21 protein-coding genes and 1 riboswitch are annotated in these 18,081 nt (G+C 43.4%); of the genes, 14 read left to right on the top strand and 7 right to left on the bottom strand.

The window, feature by feature from the left end; translation table 11 throughout:
• Window positions 1-378: 378 nt before the first annotated feature.
• The 7 genes from ACN6MV_RS21410 to ACN6MV_RS21380 all read right to left on the bottom strand — a co-directional run bounded on the left by ACN6MV_RS21410 (window position 379) and on the right by ACN6MV_RS21380 (window position 6,406).
• Complete coding sequence (locus ACN6MV_RS21410; RefSeq protein ID WP_419886787.1) at window positions 379-1,518, bottom strand: stalk domain-containing protein; 1,140 nt, start codon at window positions 1,516-1,518, stop codon at window positions 379-381.
• 30 nt (window positions 1,519-1,548) lie between these two features.
• Window positions 1,549-1,815, bottom strand: a complete 267-nt coding sequence (locus tag ACN6MV_RS21405; RefSeq protein ID WP_419884781.1) for a hypothetical protein — start codon at window positions 1,813-1,815, stop codon at window positions 1,549-1,551.
• Window positions 1,816-1,835: 20 nt separating this feature from the next.
• Window positions 1,836-3,215: an MBOAT family O-acyltransferase gene (locus ACN6MV_RS21400; protein WP_419884780.1), complete on the bottom strand. Its 1,380-nt coding sequence runs from the start codon at window positions 3,213-3,215 to the stop codon at window positions 1,836-1,838.
• A gap of 127 nt (window positions 3,216-3,342) precedes the next feature.
• Window positions 3,343-4,446, bottom strand: a complete 1,104-nt coding sequence (locus ACN6MV_RS21395; protein WP_042129663.1) for a sensor histidine kinase — start codon at window positions 4,444-4,446, stop codon at window positions 3,343-3,345.
• The gene (locus ACN6MV_RS21390; RefSeq protein WP_042129662.1) at window positions 4,443-5,153 is read right to left on the bottom strand and encodes a response regulator transcription factor; all 711 of its coding nucleotides are present in this window, start codon (window positions 5,151-5,153) and stop codon (window positions 4,443-4,445) included. Before ACN6MV_RS21390 ends, ACN6MV_RS21395 begins: the two co-directional genes overlap by 4 nt.
• 73 nt (window positions 5,154-5,226) lie before the next feature.
• A complete protein-coding gene (locus tag ACN6MV_RS21385) occupies window positions 5,227-6,186 on the bottom strand; it encodes an acyltransferase family protein (RefSeq protein ID WP_419884779.1) in 960 nt (319 codons plus the stop codon).
• Window positions 6,187-6,202: 16 nt separating this feature from the next.
• Window positions 6,203-6,406 carry a hypothetical protein gene (locus ACN6MV_RS21380; RefSeq protein WP_419884778.1) on the bottom strand — a complete coding sequence of 68 codons (204 nt, stop codon included), beginning with the start codon at window positions 6,404-6,406 and terminating at the stop codon, window positions 6,203-6,205.
• 174 nt (window positions 6,407-6,580) lie between these two features.
• Here ACN6MV_RS21380 and mscL point away from each other — a divergent pair, with 174 nt between their 5' ends.
• From mscL to ACN6MV_RS21310, 14 genes are all read left to right on the top strand, one after another.
• Window positions 6,581-6,985 carry a large-conductance mechanosensitive channel protein MscL gene (mscL, locus tag ACN6MV_RS21375; RefSeq protein ID WP_042129658.1) on the top strand — a complete coding sequence of 135 codons (405 nt, stop codon included), beginning with the start codon at window positions 6,581-6,583 and terminating at the stop codon, window positions 6,983-6,985.
• Between the two features lie 232 nt (window positions 6,986-7,217).
• Window positions 7,218-7,393: riboswitch (FMN riboswitch) on the top strand.
• 214 nt (window positions 7,394-7,607) lie between these two features.
• Complete coding sequence (gene ribD / locus ACN6MV_RS21370; RefSeq protein WP_076119796.1) at window positions 7,608-8,708, top strand: bifunctional diaminohydroxyphosphoribosylaminopyrimidine deaminase/5-amino-6-(5-phosphoribosylamino)uracil reductase RibD; 1,101 nt, start codon at window positions 7,608-7,610, stop codon at window positions 8,706-8,708.
• A 78-nt stretch (window positions 8,709-8,786) separates the two neighbouring features.
• Window positions 8,787-9,455, top strand: coding sequence for a riboflavin synthase (locus ACN6MV_RS21365; protein ID WP_419884777.1), 669 nt, complete (start codon window positions 8,787-8,789; stop codon window positions 9,453-9,455).
• Window positions 9,456-9,516: 61 nt separating this feature from the next.
• On the top strand, window positions 9,517-10,770 hold the full coding sequence (locus ACN6MV_RS21360) for a bifunctional 3,4-dihydroxy-2-butanone-4-phosphate synthase/GTP cyclohydrolase II (RefSeq protein ID WP_076119794.1): 1,254 nt from the start codon (window positions 9,517-9,519) through the stop codon (window positions 10,768-10,770).
• A gap of 36 nt (window positions 10,771-10,806) precedes the next feature.
• Window positions 10,807-11,274 (top strand): 6,7-dimethyl-8-ribityllumazine synthase, encoded by a 468-nt coding sequence (gene ribE, locus ACN6MV_RS21355; protein WP_036676377.1) that lies wholly within the window; start codon window positions 10,807-10,809, stop codon window positions 11,272-11,274.
• 135 nt (window positions 11,275-11,409) lie between these two features.
• Window positions 11,410-12,201 carry a segregation and condensation protein A gene (locus ACN6MV_RS21350; protein WP_076119793.1) on the top strand — a complete coding sequence of 264 codons (792 nt, stop codon included), beginning with the start codon at window positions 11,410-11,412 and terminating at the stop codon, window positions 12,199-12,201.
• On the top strand, window positions 12,170-12,772 hold the full coding sequence (gene scpB / locus ACN6MV_RS21345) for an SMC-Scp complex subunit ScpB (RefSeq protein WP_042129648.1): 603 nt from the start codon (window positions 12,170-12,172) through the stop codon (window positions 12,770-12,772). Before ACN6MV_RS21350 ends, scpB begins: the two co-directional genes overlap by 32 nt.
• Window positions 12,773-12,956: 184 nt before the next feature.
• Complete coding sequence (locus ACN6MV_RS21340; RefSeq protein WP_042129646.1) at window positions 12,957-13,670, top strand: DUF2953 domain-containing protein; 714 nt, start codon at window positions 12,957-12,959, stop codon at window positions 13,668-13,670.
• An 84-nt stretch (window positions 13,671-13,754) separates the two neighbouring features.
• Window positions 13,755-14,258, top strand: coding sequence for a GerW family sporulation protein (gene ytfJ, locus ACN6MV_RS21335; RefSeq protein WP_419884776.1), 504 nt, complete (start codon window positions 13,755-13,757; stop codon window positions 14,256-14,258).
• A 166-nt stretch (window positions 14,259-14,424) separates the two neighbouring features.
• On the top strand, window positions 14,425-15,624 hold the full coding sequence (locus tag ACN6MV_RS21330; protein ID WP_076119791.1) for a D-alanyl-D-alanine carboxypeptidase family protein: 1,200 nt from the start codon (window positions 14,425-14,427) through the stop codon (window positions 15,622-15,624).
• A 36-nt stretch (window positions 15,625-15,660) separates the two neighbouring features.
• Window positions 15,661-16,326 (top strand): nucleoside recognition domain-containing protein, encoded by a 666-nt coding sequence (locus ACN6MV_RS21325; protein WP_042129641.1) that lies wholly within the window; start codon window positions 15,661-15,663, stop codon window positions 16,324-16,326.
• 52 nt (window positions 16,327-16,378) lie between these two features.
• The gene (locus ACN6MV_RS21320; protein ID WP_042129639.1) at window positions 16,379-16,867 is read left to right on the top strand and encodes a spore maturation protein; all 489 of its coding nucleotides are present in this window, start codon (window positions 16,379-16,381) and stop codon (window positions 16,865-16,867) included.
• 66 nt (window positions 16,868-16,933) lie between these two features.
• A complete protein-coding gene (locus ACN6MV_RS21315; RefSeq protein ID WP_042129637.1) occupies window positions 16,934-17,278 on the top strand; it encodes an N-acetylmuramoyl-L-alanine amidase in 345 nt (114 codons plus the stop codon).
• Window positions 17,279-17,298: 20 nt separating this feature from the next.
• A complete protein-coding gene (locus ACN6MV_RS21310) occupies window positions 17,299-18,057 on the top strand; it encodes a pseudouridine synthase (RefSeq protein ID WP_042129634.1) in 759 nt (252 codons plus the stop codon).
• Window positions 18,058-18,081: the final 24 nt, after the last annotated feature.

Genomic DNA, 18,081 nt, shown 5'->3' with positions numbered 1-18,081 from the left:
CTTGGTATTTTGAATTTTTTCATTTCTGTAAATCCATAAAATGGATAAAGATATGTACATATATATTCTGTCAACTCCGCCACAAAAGGAAGACTTTTCATTATTTTAACATAAGATTGGGCGATGGGCGTGGAATTACATAAGAAGCATTCGGCATAGAGTAGTGACAGAGATTAAGTTTTAAGAGGGGATCCAAAGACAAAAAAACAAATTGGAAAAGGAATTGGAGGCTTTATTTCATCAACGAATCAACTCGTAAGTGAAAGATCTGAGATCATTCGAATTTGAAATGAAAAAAGCATCCGACATCTAAATGCCGGGTGCTTTTTTACGTATGTCCAAAAATGTTGGGAGGAAGTTGAAATGTACCGCGTTATTCTATGAATTAAGAAGGTAGCGTAGCCAATCACCTTCTCGTTCAACAGAAACGTTCCATCCAAGATGCTCTGCAACAAAAGCAACGGGAACTAACACTTTTCCTCCTGCAAGTAGTGGAGCGGTATCCATTGCGAGAGTCTGTCCATTTACTAACGCCTCAGTATTACCAATAGTCATAGTAACGTTATTCCCACCCGAAGTAAGTGATACAGTTTTGGTAGCTGCGTCCCAATCTATTGAAGCGTTCAGGGCTGTTCCGATTTCTTTGGCAGGTAACCATAACTCTTCATTCCCTTGGACTAGACGGGTGGTAAATGCCAGAGGTTCACCGTTTACTTGTACACTGCTACGATAGACATTGCCGTTGCTATCGATGACAGCACTTTCCGCTTGTTCTTCCAGAAGTGTGTTAAATGCTTCTATGTTGCTGGACGTTACACGATATTCCGAACTATCCTCTCCTATAGCTTCAGCGATCCAGGTATTCACCTCACCATTATGATGACTTAAATCTTTATACAGATCCAGATTAAACGTCCACTCGGATGTTGTCTGGAAATCATAGAGCTTCACATTGGGGTATTGCTCAAATTGCTCAAACATCCATTGCCGCATAACTAACTGATTGTTGAAACGAACGGGATTACTGGAGTACCAGGCAACCTGCCGCATTACGCTGTAAGGGGGATAGTAAAAATAGAATTGAACATCTGGATATTCCTCTATTAGAGATCGAATATACGTATTGAAATAAACCTTTACTTGATCAAGGCTTTCCTCATTCGTACCGTAATCGATCTCTTTGTCACAAGCTTTAAAATAAGACTCAGCAACGTATTGCTTGCCGAATACTACCTTATCATTCCAATTGTACAAAGTTTCTAAATCCTGTTTCGTTTGACCACTCAGCGTACTTTTGATACTTCGAAAAAATTGTTTATATACGGATGAATTAAACCAATATTTATAGTCAGTCCATAGCTTACCGTCATACAGATAGTCAGGGAAATCTTCTTCTTCCTCTGCGGTAGCGAGCTTCAATGAGAAATAGTCCAACCCCCAAAGCACTTGTTTTACTTTCCCTGTCTCCAAGGCGAGTTTAGCGATTTTATAATGCTCGTCAACGGTTGAACCCTCCATAGACAACTTTAAGGTTGTTCCACCTAAGCTTTAGTCTACTTGAGACGGAAGAAAGTTTTCTGTCATGGATGTACCGATGATGATATTGTCGTAATCGTAATTTTTGGCTAAGCCTGGATTCTGGTAACGTTCTTGTTCCGACAGAAGCGGCGTATACCACGAGGGGCGATGATAGAATTGCAGCGGGTCGATAAATGCGGTTATCAGCGCTGTTACAAAAGCTAACAGAATGAAAAAAAGCATAAAATAACTTACGAACCGTTTCGATTTTGTATGAATCCCAGGAGATGTACGCATAATCAGCCTCCATAATATTTTTAAAAGTTAAAGTATAAAAAGGTCGTAATTCGATTGAAGAACAGCAGCGAGAATACGATTATAAATGCCATTACAAAAGCCGTTTTCCGGCTATACTGTAAATTGCGTTTGTTCCAGATATGACGAGGATTCCAGAGAATAATTGTCAATAAGATGAGAATCAGAAGGATTGCCCATTTCAGCGTCCCTATAGACTGTAAAGATATCCCGTTAAGACCGCTCATCCCTTTTAATAAATGAATCGCTTGAGACAGGTGCTCAGATCGGAACAATACCCATGTGATATTCACGAAGATGAAGGTGAGTAGCCATGAGAACCACTTGGGAAGGGGGAAGCCCCAGCGTCCCCAAATTTTCTCCACAGCTTGTCCGACACCATGCAGAAGCCCCCAGAGAATGAACATCCAACCTGCACCATGCCAAAAGCCACCAATCAGAAACGTGATCACCACATTTCGAATTGAAATCCAAAATCCTTTCCGGTTGCCCCCTAGTGGAATGTAAATATAATCTCTAAGAAAATGGCTGAGTGTAATATGCCAGCGTCTCCAGAAATCGCGAATACTTAGCGCACGGTAAGGGGCGTTGAAATTTTGAGGCAAGCGGATGTTGAACAACAATGCGGTTCCGATCGCCATATCCGTGTAACCGCTGAAGTCGTAGTAGAGCTGTAAAGTATAAGAGAGGACAGCTACCCAAGAATCTATAAAATGAGCCGCGGTAGCAAATCCATTGTCAGCATAACCGGCCAGAGTATCTGCTAGGATCACTTTTTTTCCAAGACCAATACTAAATAATAAAATGCCTTTTCGTACGTTGTTCCAGTTCCAGACCTTATTTCGCAGCCTATCAAACTGAGGCATCATGTCCTTGTGATGGAGGATGGGACCGGAAATCAAGTGCGGGAAAAAGGTCACAAACAGCGTGTAGTTCACAAGACTGTATTCACGCGCCTGATTTCGGTAAGCGTCAACAAGATAAGCGATTTGTGTAAATGTGAAGAAGCTTATGCCTAATGGCAAAATAAGATGGTGAAGAGGAAGATTACTTCCTGTAAGTCCGTTCCAATTCTCTATAAAAAAATCAGTGTATTTGTAATAGCCAAGTAGTAGAATATTTGCAATTAAGCTAAAGATTAGAAGAGGTCGACGTCTGCCGGCAGATGCGGTATGAATGAAATGACCCATAGCGTAGTTAAACAAGATGGATAGCAGAATTAAAGGCACGTACTTTAAGTTCCAGTATCCGTAGAACACCAAAGAGGCAAGGGTCAGCCATACTTTTGCGTAGAACAAGAGACGAAAACGATTTAGAATGAAATATCCTCCTAGCACAACAGGCAGAAAACCAAACATAAAGAGATATGAATTAAATAACATAACTAACAATCCTCACTTATAGCAGTTTTGGTATGGAATCACTATAAGTCACAGATCTTAAGCCTTTATGTTATGAATTCTTATCTTTTTCTTAATGGATGAGATTGTAAAAAAATCCCCGCAAGCATCATTCGCTCGCAGGGAAGGAAGTCTCAAATTCAGTTTGTTTACGTGAGCTTTTAGCAGAAATCGTTCCACCGTGAAGCTCTGTGATGCTCTTGGCAATCGCGAGTCCTAGACCACTTCCGCCAGTCTCTCTGGAACGTGACTTATCTACGCGATAAAATCGTTTAAATAAGTGTGGGAGGTCCGTAGCAGGGATTGGATTGCCGTAATTCGTGCATGTAGCAATCACTCTATCGTCTTTTCTATAGACAGAAATATCTAGAATCTTACCTTCTTTACCGTATCTAACCGCATTGGTAAATAGGTTCTCATATAACCGTACCAACTCGTCCGCATCACCATAGATAATTAAAGGGCTCTTATCTGTATGAATACGGTAGGTCATATCCGCTTGCTCTAGTACGGGAGCGAATTCCTCGACAAGCTGTTCGAGCAGCTTTCCGAGATCTACAGGCTCTATATTAAGAGGGAGACCGCTGCTGCTAACCCGTGTATATTCGAATAAATCGTCGATTAGTTTTTTTAGAGTCAGTGATTTCTCATAGGCAATATTCACATAATAACGCAGCTCAACCTCATTCTTATAACGATCCTTCTCCACATACTCAAGGAATCCGAGCACAGAGGTTAGCGGGGTTCGGAGATCATGGGATACACCAGTGATTAAGTCGTTTTTGGCTTTCGCAGCTGCTCGTTCTTCCTCTATAGCGGATTTTAGCTTGCCAGCCATGAGGTTCATATTTTCGGCGAGTTTACCGAGTTCATCCGTACCTGTTACTGTTACCTTGAAAGATAAATTGCCATCGGCAATCGCTTGAACTCCGCTTGTAATGTTATGAAGCTTTTTTGTGGTACTTCTGGATAGCTTTAGGATAAAAAAGATAAACAAAGGAATCCCAATAAGAATCACTATTGGCGTAGAACCGATGTTATTGATTACCCAGAGGATGAGTTTAACCCCAAAAAAGGAACGCGAAGGATTTAGCCATATTAAAAGGGATGTCCCATAATAACCCATCAATAAAATTGCTGCTGTAAGTGCTAAACTTGTTAAGCTGAAGCCAACTATTTTCCAGGAGAGGGTATCGAATCGTTTGAAATTCAACTAGAAGAACCTCCCTTTTCCAGTTTGTAGCCAACGCCCCATACCGTTTTCAAATATTGTGGTTTTCTCGGATTAGCTTCAATTTTTTCTCTGATTTTTCGAATGTGTACCATGAGCGTATTATTGCTCTCGAGAAATTGCTCTTTCCATACTTTGGCGTAGATTTGCTCCATGCTTAGTACTTGTCCCCTGTTACGGGCGAGCAGCTCCAGAATTGCGAACTCTCTCGGAGTAAGTTTAACGGGCTGATCATCCACGCTAACTTCATGCGTCACCGAGTTAATAACTAAGCCATCAATGATGATTTCATCCTGTTTGGCACTTAGATCGACCATGTAATTTCGGGTTCTGCGCAGCTGGGATTTAATTCGGGCAACGAGCTCCAGCGGACTAAACGGCTTCGTAACATAATCATCCGCACCTACACTGAGTCCTGTGATTTTATCTAATTCCTGACCCTTTGCTGATAACATAATAATCGGGAATTTTTGTGTTTCTCGAATTTTTATACAAGCCTCTATACCGTCCATGTTGGGCATCATAATATCTAGTACCATTAGGTCTATCGTTTCTTTTTTGATAATTTCAAGTGCTTCCAGTCCGTCTCGAGCAGTTAACAGGCGATATCCTTCGTTCTCCAGATAGATCTGCATGAGCTTGATAATCTCGGCTTCATCGTCAACCAAAAGCAGTGTTGCGTTGTGCATGATTCAGCGTCCTTTCTTGCTTGTAAAGCAATCGTTCTACAAGAAGTATACAATATATTCACGTTCAAAATACTTATTTAAAGGCTGGCGATGAGCGATGTGAAGTCGTGTGTGATCCTTCTTTTTTGTTCTGTGATACATTTCCGAAAAGCACCCAGGCAAACGGCAAATAACGTGCTAAAAGACTAACGGCGATCCAAGAAAAGCCTAGAGCTATAATAAAGCCGCCGACATACCAGAGATGCAGAAGCCACGAAGTACTGATTGTTGGAGAAAGTTGTCTGTATAGCAGTAAGAATAGCGGATGTATCAGATATACACCAAATGAAAACGATCCTAACCGCTCAAGCGGTTGGTATAAGAATGAAAGTGATGATTTTCTCAACAGAAACCGTGCAACAGACATTAAAACTAACAGGCTTGTAAATGCAAAAGTACTGTATAGCAGTTCATAAATCAACGAGTTGAATGAAGTGCCATATCGTCGATTTTGGTAATATAACATCGTGTGAGAAATTCCTGAGGTTAACCAAATCGCCCAAATTCCTCGAAACACCATTCCAGGCGGATTATTCTTTTTAGTTTGCTCTGATCGATGCGCCTCAATCCATGTTTTAATCTGTGGATAATACATTCCGAGCCATGCACCTAACATGTAATAGGAGAAATAGGTGAGGCACCAGCTGCCTCTGTTTGCGACTTGAAAATGATATTTATTAGCAAGGATGAAACCCCATTGGATGAGAATTCCTGCGACAATAGAGTATTTACGAATCTGCGGATAACGTTTGAACAAGAGCAGAAGAAAAGGGAATAACAGATAGAATTGCATGTTGATGAATACGAAATAGAGATGAGTATAGGCTTTACCAGTGAAAAGCTTAACAAAAAAATTCCGAATCAACTCTCCATTGAAAGGTGAACCGACTGCAAGCTGCGTTAACGTGAAATAAAACAATGAGAACATGAAGTATGGAAGCAGGATGTAAAGGAATCTTTTTTTGTAGAATGAGGTCAGAAGCGCTTTATTCACAGGTCTCTCATTATAATTATAGAAAAGCACAAAGGCACTCATCGCGATAAAGGTCGCCATATTTCATAAAAATATTCAGGAAATTGTAGATAGCAAAATAACGCGAACCTGTCATTTGTAAAGTTGCATATGAGGTGGCATGAACAGTGACTACAGCTATAATACAAAGAGCACGAACGAGCTGAAGCTCTGGAATTTTTTCTTTTTTCAGAGTTGTCATGATAGAAATCTTCCTTTCATGTAGTTCGTAATCCTTATTTAACAAGAGATTTCTTAACAACGGCGGCAGGTAAAAGTAAAGGTAAACTTAATAGTTTCTTAACAAGTCTTAAGATTTGGGAAGCTACTATGCTATAATAATTTCAAATTCGATAGGTTGGAGGGAAATTGGAAGATGTGGAAAGAGTTTAAAGCTTTTGCCCTGAAAGGAAATGTGTTGGATTTAGCGGTTGCTGTAGTAATCGGAGCAGCTTTTGGTAAAATTGTGACTTCATTAGTGTCAGACATTATAACGCCGATCATTGGCTTAATAACAGGTGGTATAGATCTCAAGGATCGGGCTCTGAATGTTATGGTGATGGAGAATAAATTATCTATCCCGTACGGTCTATTTTTACAGGCAGTGGTTGATTTCTTTATTATTTCCTTCTCAATCTTTATGGTGATCAAGCTAGCAAACAAATTTCAACGTAAAGAAGCGGTTAAAGTCGAAGTAGTGGAGACTCCTGCACCTGCCGAGGATATCGTACTGTTGACTGAAATTCGTGATTTGTTGAAACAACAAGAACGTGGTTTGTAATTGGAAAAAGAAAGCAAGGAGCGCTTGGAGATATTAGTCCTGGCGCTTTTTTGCTTTCTTTTTTATTCGTAAATTTGTTTATAAAAAACAATGTCGTTTCTTCTTGTAATCACCGTACATCTTAGAATTAAGTTACAAATTTTAAGTAAATATATTAAACGCACTTGCATTTCGATGGTGTAAGTGATAATTTTGTTAGTAAGGAAAACTTGAACCTCAATTAAATAAAGGATCAATCCTTCAGGGCAGGGTGTAATTCCCTACCGGCGGTGATGCTGTTGTAGAGTGCTTAATTATTAAGTTTATCTACCGCGCTTAGTCCGCTACCCGGCTCGCGTTGTTGACGCGAACGGTGGACCCGGTGAAATTCCGGGACCGACAGTATAGTCTGGATGGAAGAAGGAGAGGTTAACCGCTTGTCTGTATAGACAGGTGGACTGCAGTGTTTTCATTTATTATGTGCGATATTTCACAATTGCCGTCGATTGACGGTTATTTACGCACACTTTTATTTGGACTGCCGATAAACTCTCACATAACCCATCTTGAACTCCTCCTGGAGAATGAGATGGGTTTTTCTGTTTTTTAAATCAGATAGACAGTAAGGGGATAGGAGGACGAGATGGACAACATGAATGACGAGTTTTATATGTCGCTGGCGCTGGATATGGCAGAACGGGCCCAAGGGCAGACGGGAATTAACCCGGTTGTTGGCTGCGTTGTTGTAAAGAATGGAGCTATGATTGGGCTTGGAACTCATTTGCAGCGCGGAACAGGTCATGCTGAGGTGCATGCCTTGAATATGGCGGCAGGTCAAGCTAAGGGTAGCACTGCCTATGTCACACTGGAACCGTGCAGTCACTATGGCAAGACTCCTCCTTGCAGCCAAAGGCTAATCGATGAGGGCGTAGCCAGAGTGGTAGTCGCTTGTGAAGACCCTAACCCTCAAGTGGCAGGCCGCGGGGTTCAAATGCTACGCGAGCATGGCATTGAAGTAGAAGTAGGGTTGCTGCGTGATCGTGCGCTGCGGCTGAATGAGCGGTTTATCAAGTATATTTTGACCAAACAGCCGTTTGTGACGCTCAAGAGTGCCAGTACGTTGGATGGCAACCTGGCTACCAAATCAGGTGATAGTAAGTGGATTTCGAACGGAGAAGCGCGGGAGATTGTACATACACTGCGGCATCGGCATCAGGGGATCATGGTCGGTGTGAACACAGTGATTGCAGATAATCCTTCACTGACGACAAGAACGGAAGTGCCTGGGATTAACCCGGTGCGGATCGTGATTGATTCTGGACTACGTACTCCATTGGATTCAGCAGTAGTAAGTGACGGTCTAGCGCCTACTATCATCGTGACAACAGAAGCTGCAGATGCTGACAAGAAAGCTGCTCTGCTTGAGGCAGGGGTACAAATCGTTATTAGCGGTGCAGGACCACGGGTGGATTTGAAGGCTGCTATGGTAACGCTCGGCGAGATGGAAATTGGATCAATTTTACTTGAAGGCGGAGGTACGCTAAACGGTGCGATGCTTGAGAGTGGGTTGGTTGATCGAGTGATCCTCTTTTTTGCTCCAAAGATTGTCGGCGGTGGTGCTAATGCGAAAGGGACCTTCGTATTTCCAGGTGTAGAGCTGATGAAGGATGCGATTTCTCTGGAGGGATTGGAAGTAAAAGTGCTCGGAGATAATGTATGTATCAGCGGTACTCCGGTACGCTAAAGCGAATGCTTCTGATGTAAGTTAAGAACGAAGTGTTTTCTTTAAAGTAATGCTTACAAAACTTTTAGGAGGGAAAGCATGTTCACTGGATTAGTCGAAGAAGTTGGCACTTTGAGAAGTGTCTCCACCGGTGGAGAAATGATGGTGCTGAACATTGCCGCTTCGGTCATCATGGATGATCTGAAGATTGGTGACAGTGTATCGGTTAATGGCGTCTGTCTTACAGCGACAACTTTAGGCGAGAACTATTTTACAGTGGATGTCATGCCTCAGACCTATCGAAACAGTAACCTGAAGGAGCTGCGTCCTGGCAGTCGGATGAATCTGGAACGAGCAATGGCAGCCGGAGGCCGATTTGGAGGGCATATTGTTCAGGGTCATGTGGACGGCACAGGTGTTATCAAAAGTGTGAAACGTGATCAAAACGCAGTAGTATATGAGATCACGCCAGATCGCAAATCACTGTTCAAATACATCATTCCTAAAGGGTCGATCACGATCGATGGCATTAGCTTAACTGTAGTAAAGACGACCGCTTCATCGCTGACTGTATCCATTATTCCGCATACGTTGGGGGAAACTGTGTTAACTTACAAGCGGGCAGGAGACAGTGTAAATATAGAGTGTGATGTCCTTGGTAAATATGTCGATCATCTTATGCATTATGGCTCGACTGGACAGGATGAAGAAAGTGACAGCAGCTCTGGGATTAGCCATGATTTCTTGGCTGCGAACGGATTTGTTTAAATAAAGAGTAAGCTTACGAGGACGGAAACAACCTTGGTAAAGCTATTAGGAGGATAGAATCATGAGCGAACAATCGAAGAAGGAAAGTGTCTTGGACCCGATTGAAGAAGCTATTTATGATTTAATGCGCGGCAAAGTCATCATCGTAGTGGATGATGAAGATCGTGAGAATGAAGGGGATTTTATAGCTCTTGCTGAACGGGCGACACCAGAAGTCATCAATTTTATGATCACTGAGGGACGTGGTTTGGTCTGCATGCCAATTACCGCAGAACGTGCGGAAGAACTTGAACTGCAGGCCATGGTCAGCCACAATACAGATAATCATGGCACAGCGTTTACCGTATCCGTAGACCATATCGATACAACTACTGGTATATCTGCAGGGGAAAGATCCTTGACTGTAAAGGCCATGATTGACCCTAAAGCGAAGCCGTCTGATTTCCGTAGACCTGGCCATATGTTCCCGCTGATTGCGAAAAAAGGCGGCGTATTGCGCCGTTCCGGACATACAGAGGCTGCTGTTGATTTAGCCCGTATGTGTGGTGCATATCCAGCCAGTGTGATTTGTGAAATCATCAAGGAAGATGGCTCGATGGCTCGGTTGCCTGATCTAGTTGAGATTGCTAAGAAGCATGATCTTAAATTAATCAGCATCAAAGATCTCATTCACTATCGGAATGAGAAGGAACAGCTCGTCAATCGCGAGGTGTCGGTGCGTCTGCCTACCGATTTCGGTGAGTTTCAGACCATTGCTTATACAAATGAAGTGGATGATAAAGAACATGTAGCATTGGTGAAGGGCGATATTTCAGGGGATGAGCCAGTGTTAGTACGTGTACATTCCGAATGCTTGACGGGGGATGTATTTCACTCCCATCGCTGCGATTGCGGTCCGCAATTTGAAGCAGCGCTTCGGCAGATCGAAGCTGCCGGTAGAGGGGTATTGCTCTATATGCGCCAAGAAGGTAGAGGTATTGGTCTTATTAATAAGCTTAAAGCCTACAAGCTGCAAGAAGAAGGACTAGATACCGTAGATGCGAATCTTAAGCTTGGTTTTCCAGCAGATTTACGTGATTACGGGATTGGAGCACAAATTCTGAAGGATCTAGGTATAAGTCAAATTCGTCTCTTAACGAACAATCCTCGAAAGATCAAAGGATTGGAAGGCTATGGATTGGAAGTTGTTGAACGCGTGCCAATACAAATGCCGGAGAATAAAGATAATACTAATTATCTCCATACGAAGCAGGCGAAGCTTGGACACTTGTTGTCTTTTGACGACATTGAACAAAATGAGGATTCGAAAGTATAACCATACATTATAAAAAACGAAGGGTAGATGATTGATATGCCGAAATATTTAGAAGGACATTTAGTTTCTGAGGGGTTAAAATACGGAGTCGTAGTAGGACGTTTTAATGAATTTATTACCAGTAAGCTTTTATCCGGTGCACTAGATGCATTTAAACGCCACGGTGTTGGTGATGATGAGGTAGATGTGGCTTGGGTTCCAGGTGTGTTTGAAATTCCGTTGATTGCTCAAAAAATGGCGGAAAGCGGTAAGTACGACGCTGTAATCACTTTAGGAACAGTTATCCGCGGTTCTACAACACACTATGATTATGTATGTAATGAAGTCGCTAAAGGCGTAGCCGCGATTAATCTTAAAACCGGCGTGCCGACGATTTTCGGGGTAGTTACTACTGAAAACATTGAACAAGCCATTGAGCGTTCAGGAACTAAAGCAGGGAATAAAGGCTGGGATGCTGCGACTGCTGCGATTGAAATGGCGAATCTTAACAAACTGTTTAAGTAAGACAGCTATTGACGAATCAGTTGAATTCGTGCTTATTTATAGTATAAGAAGAAAGCATGGATTATAAAGCCCTTTCTACTTGTGTAGCGTCCCTTTGGGCGCTGCACTTTACTTTTTTTGGCGGGAGGATGCTTCGTGACTGTATTGTACAAGCTGGAAACGTTTGAAGGTCCGCTGGATCTGCTTTTGCATTTAATTGATAAGGCGGAAATCGACATCCAGGACATTCCGGTCGCCGAGATCACCGAACAGTATATGGAATACCTGCGAAGTATGCAGGAGCTTGAACTGGATATTACGAGTGAATTTCTCGTGATGGCTGCAACCCTATTATCTATAAAGAGCAAGCTATTGCTGCCCAAACCACCGGTCATTGAGATCGATGATTTTGAATATTACGAGGAAGATGAATTTGATCCACGAGCTGAGCTCGTTCAGCGACTGATTGAGTATCGTAAATTCAAGAGTATTGCTGTTCATTTAATGGATATGGAGAGCGAGCGGAGCTTGATTTTTACGAAGGAACCGGAGGATCTGGGTCCATTCGTGCCTGAAGAGATCGACCATACGCTAAAAGGACTACATACTTCCGACCTTATAGCTGCTTTCCGTAAAGCACTAAGTAAGGCGGCAAGAAGGTCTTCTTACCAGCGGATCACCCGGGACGAAATATCGGTAAAAGATCGTATACGTGATGTATCGGATGCTCTGCAGCGCAGAGGAAAGGGCGGAAGGCTCCATTTCTCAGCACTGCTTCACGATGAAATGGCGCGACACGAAATCGTAGTTACTTTTCTTGCGATTCTGGAACTAATGAAAATGAAGGCGATTTTTTGCTACCAAGAGAAATTGTTTGATGACATCGTAATGGAGTGGAGAGGAGGAGAACACTTCAATGGATTACAAAACGCTGAAATCGATTATTGAAGGCCTGTTGTTTCTATCAGGTGATGAAGGAATCTCCGTACGGCAAGTCGCCGAGATTACGGAGCAGCGGCCAGAGCTTGCGGCTGGAGCATTAGAAGAACTGAAAGAGGATTATGTAACTCAGGAGCGGGGGTTACAGGTAGTCCAAATTGCCGGGAATTACCGGCTGGCTACATTGCCTGAGCATGCCCATTATTTTGAGCGATTGGCTTATTCCCCATCTAGATCCACTTTGTCTCAAGCCGCATTAGAGACATTGGCGATTGTGGCTTATCGTCAGCCGATTACACGGGTGGAGATCGAAGAAATTCGAGGTGTGAAATCTGAACGTGCAATTCATACGCTGAATAATAAGGATTTGATCCATGAGGTAGGTCGTGCGGAAGCGGTAGGACGTCCAATCTTGTATGGCACGACTAAATCATTCTTGGAAAGCTTTGGCCTTGCAAGTCTGAATGAGTTGCCAGAACCATCAAACTTCGAATCCACGGATAATTTGGAAGAGGAAACGCAGCTATTGTTCAATAAGCTGGATACTCAAATGACGTTCGAGGATATAGAGGAACCTTAGTTTTTTTGTAATTCCGCAATTATTTATATTGCTGGGACAGCCCATAAACCATTCATATGGTTTATGGGCTGTCCCTATTTTTTTTGAAGAGGCACTTTTTTAACCAAACCCCGAATTTTTTCCAGCTTAAATTGCCATACTAAACCAAAGGTTCCCATTATTTCGGTTTCTTGGAGGTAAATACGTGACGTTATGGCTTGGAATTCCCCTCGGATTGCTGGTGTTGGCAATGATCCTGGTTCTGTCTTCATCTATCGATTTCCGCATCCGGTGCTATAAACATGACAAAAATGATCTGCTCGAGTTAGATGTTAAGACTCTTTTTGGTCTAATCAAACTCCACTATGAACTGCCCCGATTGGTCTTTAAAGGATTGGAGCAAGGTGTGATCGGGAAGTTTAAAGAGACGGGATCCGCGACTACAGGTGTTGATACTGTGAAGGAAGAGCAATTCGATAAAAAAAGATTTGAGCACTGGCGGGACAATATACAACTAGCAGTGAAGTCTACACGCGGATTGAAAAAATGGTTTAAGGAAACCGTATCTCATGTCAAAATATCAAAGCTCGACTGGTCCACGGATTTCTCACTTGGTGATGCAGCTGACACTGCCATAGTATCAGGGGCCGTATGGGGATTGAAGTGGAGCATCGTTGGATTTATTTCGCAGTGGGTCAAATTGAAATATAATCCACGAGTGTTTGTAAAGCCTGTTTTTCAAGATGAGCATTCTTTTTCAATGGAGTTCGTATGTGAGGGTAAAATGTCCGTTTCCTATGCCGTATACGCATCAATGAAGCTCCTTCTACGTGTCTTGAGAGAGACAGGGGGAATCAGTAAATGGAGAAAGTTACTAAAACGGATGCGCAGGGAGCCTCATGGGCAAAGTTTAGAATGAAAGTTACATACAAATGTGTGGATGTGGGGATGATAAGCGCTGTAGAAGCATGAGAAATCGTACTCAATCAAAGGAGGAAACAATATGAGCGACCATCCTATTCAGGGCCTAATGCAAACAGCGATGGAAAATATCAAGGGTATGGTAGATGTTAATACGATTGTTGGAGATCCAGTACAAACACCTGACGGTAGTATTATTCTCCCGATTAGTAAAGTGGCCTTTGGATTTGCTGCAGGGGGTAGTGATTATCGAGTAGAGGATTCTATAAGTGGATCCAGCTCCCAAGGCGGTGTCAAAATGCTTCCATTTGGTGGCGGTAGTGGGGGCGGTGTCTCCATCAGACCAATTGCTTTTCTAGTGGTTGGTAAGGATGGGGTAAACATTGTGCCACTCGACAATCAAACGCATTTGTTCGAAAAAATTATCGATGCCACGCCTGGGCTCATCGACAAAATCCAGACCATGTTCCAAAGCAGCAGTTCTTCAGGTCAAGCTGGGTCAACTGCTACACAAGCACCACAAGCACAAGCATCACAAGCACCTGCTAAACCCGATCCAAATACATCCCAATCTTCAACACATTAGGTACACATAATTGTTCAAATAGCCTCGGGGATATCGCCTTACATCAGGCGGTGTCCCTTTTTGTGTGGAGAGGACATACCCTAAGGCTGGTCCGCATACACTTGTACAACATAAGCATGAAATGAATGACTTTACTTAAGAACCGATAAGAATCCGGAGGATAAATATGAAGACAATAACCCGTAAATTTCCAATCGCCTTATTACTGAGCATTGTGTTGTTTCTTCTGACACCGCTAACCTTGATCCATGCGGAGAACAGCTCCATATCTACGCATGCAAGGGCAGCAGCGCTGATTGATGTGGAATCCGGGCGTATTCTGTATAGCAGTCGAGGAGATGAGCCTATGCTTATTGCCAGCCTGACTAAAATAATGACCGCCCTCATCGCTATTGAGAATGGCGATTTAGCATCCAAAGTCAAAGTTGGCAAAAATGCCTTCGCCAAAGAAGGCTCCTCAATTTATTTACAGCAAGGAGAAGAGATGACGCTGGAAAATATGTTGTATGGTCTAATGCTGCGCTCAGGGAATGATGCGGCAACAGCGATTGCTGAACATATTGGCGGATCTGAAGAAGGGTTTGTATACCTGATGAACAATAAGGCTGAAGAGCTAGGATTGAAGAATACTCATTTTGCTAATCCGCATGGTCTTGATGCTGAAGGCCATTATTCGAGTGCTAACGACTTAGCCGTTCTGACGGCTTATGCTCTTCATAATCCTGTATTTAAGCAAATAGTGAAAACGCAGGAGAAAACTGCAGACAATCCAAATGAGAAATGGGATTACAAATGGAGAAACAAGAATAAAATGCTGTATTTATATGAGGGAGCGGACGGTGTAAAGACAGGGTATACCAAAAAAGCGCTACGCTGCCTTGTCAGCTCGGCGACTAGAAACGGTCAGCAACTTGTCGCAGTGACAATAAATGATGGCGACGACTGGAATGATCATGCTTCACTACTAAACTTCGGGTTTAATCACTATCCGCTAAGGACATTGATCGAACGTGAGGATCCCGTAAGCGGTTATGACTTCGTGACAGCTAAAAAATTTGCCTATCCTCTCGGACAAGGCGAACAGGATAGAGTGACCACCAAACTTGTCCTAAATCAGATGCCTGCAGCATCAGATAAAACTGTAAGATCAAACTTTGGACTGCAAGGGGTTCTCGTACTAAATCTAGGTGACAAAGAAATAGGCCGGGTTCCGGTGTATACACGAGAGTCCTTACCACCGGAGGAATCCGCTTATACTAAAAAATATAGTGCAACTCAAGCACACACTTATCCTGCGAATAATTGGTTTCAGGCTTTAGGAAGTGCACTGAAGGCGTTATTTAAATTGGGGGAAAGCTCCAAGTAAGCAGATAGGCTGAATAATGAAGAGGGAGGCGTATCCATGATTAACGGGATTTGGCTAGGAATGATCATCATCGGTTTTCTGTTCGCCGCCGTTAACGGCAGAATGGATGAATTTACAGCCGCCGTATTCGACGGAGCTAAGAGTGGGGTTACAGTAAGCTTCGGTTTAATAAGTGTGCTTGTATTCTGGCTTGGAATTATGCGGATCGCAGAGGATGCTGGTTTGCTTAAAAAAATAGCCAAGATACTTGGTCCAATTGTATCCTTCCTCTTTCCAGATGTGCCGAAGGGTCATCCTGCGATCGGTTATATCCTCTCCAACATGAGCGCTAACTTGCTTGGACTAGGCAATGCGGCTACACCTATGGGGATCAAGGCGATGCAGGAGTTACAGAAGCTCAATCCTGATAAAGATACGGCAACGCCAGCTATGTGTACCTTGCTTGCGCTTAACACGGCAAGCATTACGCTTATTCCCGCGACATTAATTGCGATTCGATTGAATTACAATTCGGCAGATCCTGCTGGAATAGTAGGCACGACCCTCGCCGCAACAGCTGTGGCGACCCTTGCGGCGATAGCGGCTGACCGATTCTTCCGAAGGATGACATTGCTGCGCAAACCTCCAAAGCCGCCATCAGCAAAGTCTGGTTCTGCCTCATTGGCGAAGACGTCGCTGCCTAATTCTTCTTTGAAAGGGTGAGCATGACTTGTACCAGTTAATCAGTCTCATATCGGCATGGGCGATTCCGGTCATGATTACGTTCATCCCACTCTATGCTTATACGCGTAAAGTCCCAGTGTATGAGTCGTTTGTTGAAGGGGCAAAGGATGGGTTTGGTACGGCAATCGCGATTATTCCCCATCTCGTGGGGATGCTTGTAGCGATCAGTGTTTTTCGTGCATCGGGTGCACTCGACTTCCTCATGGGATTTATATCTCCTGCTCTGCAAGGGCTTGGCGTCCCTCCAGAAGTACTGCCACTTGGCCTTCTGCGGCCCCTCACAGGGACAGGCTCGCTAGCTTATACCACAGATCTGATTCGCGTTCATGGTCCAGATTCTCTAATCGGCATGATTGCCTCTACCATACAGGGCAGTACGGATACAACACTCTATGTATTAACAGTTTATTTTGGCGCCGTAGGCGTGCGTAACGGCCGCTACGCACTTAAGGTAGGTCTATTCTCCGATGTCGTTGGCTTCGTTGCAGCGATCGCGGTCTGTCTCCTGCTTTTTGGGTAGGCGGCGTCACCCCCTATCCTTCCTCGACATATGCTAATTCAGCAATGTGGAGGGAGGCAATCCGCTATGATTTATAAAGGTTTTATTCTGCACCAGTCTCGCTGTACTTCCATTAACGGCAAAGGTTTTGATTTCTGGGTTGGAGTGGACGGAGCCATTTACGCGGCACCGCTACTGACCGATCCGGAGTATATTCACATCTGCTTGGAAGGTGATTTCAGCAGGGAAGATGGAATTCCTCCATTATCTGGCAGGAAGGAACAGCTATTTGCAACGGGTAAACTCATTCTAGAATTGGTAGAGCGCTACCAAATCTCCCCTTTAATCATCGAACCCCACAATAAATACTGCCCAGGAGCATTTTTTCCATGGAATGAACTTGTGATTTATCCCTCTGATGGTTATCATTAATCTGAGGTGACTAGTCGAAAATGGAAAGATTACAGAAAATTTTGGCGCAGGCCGGTGTGGCGTCCAGACGTAAGTGTGAAGAAATGATTTTGGCCGGTAAAGTGGAAGTCAACGGGGAACTCGTAACTACGCTTGGCACGAAGGTGGACCCCGCAACAGATATTATTAAAGTCTCCGGTAGACTGATCCGGGGCGAGAACAAAATCTACATTATGTTCAACAAACCTAAAGGAGTAATTACAAGTGCTTCCGATCCAAAGGGTCGTAAGGTTGTAACGGACTACCTTAAAGGAATTACAGAACGGGTTTACCCTGTAGGCCGTCTGGACTACGATACGGAAGGTTTGCTGCTGTTAACAAACGATGGGGATTTCGCTAACTTGCTTACCCATCCTAAGCATCACGTACCTAAGACGTATCATGCTACGGTCAAGGGTATACCGCACGGAACTGCATTGGACAAGCTAAAGGCTGGGATCAAGCTGGAAGATGGTATGACAGCGCCTGCCGAAGTAGAGTACAAAGATATCGATGAAGTGAATAAAGAAGCGGTAATCAGCATTACGATTCACGAGGGACGTAACCGTCAGGTACGACGCATGTTTGATGCGATTTCACACCCCGTCATCCGTCTGAAACGGATTTCTTTCGGGGATATTATGCTGCAAAATCTTAAACGCGGATCCTACCGTCATTTGACCAAAGATGAAATTAACCATCTGCAGCAAATTGCTAAAGCAGGATTGCTAAAAGAAAGAACTCCACGTAAAGAGTCATAAAGACACAGAATATTCACAATTGAG

The sequence above is a fragment of the Paenibacillus sp. B-A-8 genome (assembly GCF_048572915.1).
Taxonomy (GTDB): domain Bacteria; phylum Bacillota; class Bacilli; order Paenibacillales; family Paenibacillaceae; genus Paenibacillus_AQ.
The sequence above is the reverse complement of the archived record's forward strand: the minus strand, read 5'-3'. Positions and strand labels throughout refer to the sequence as shown.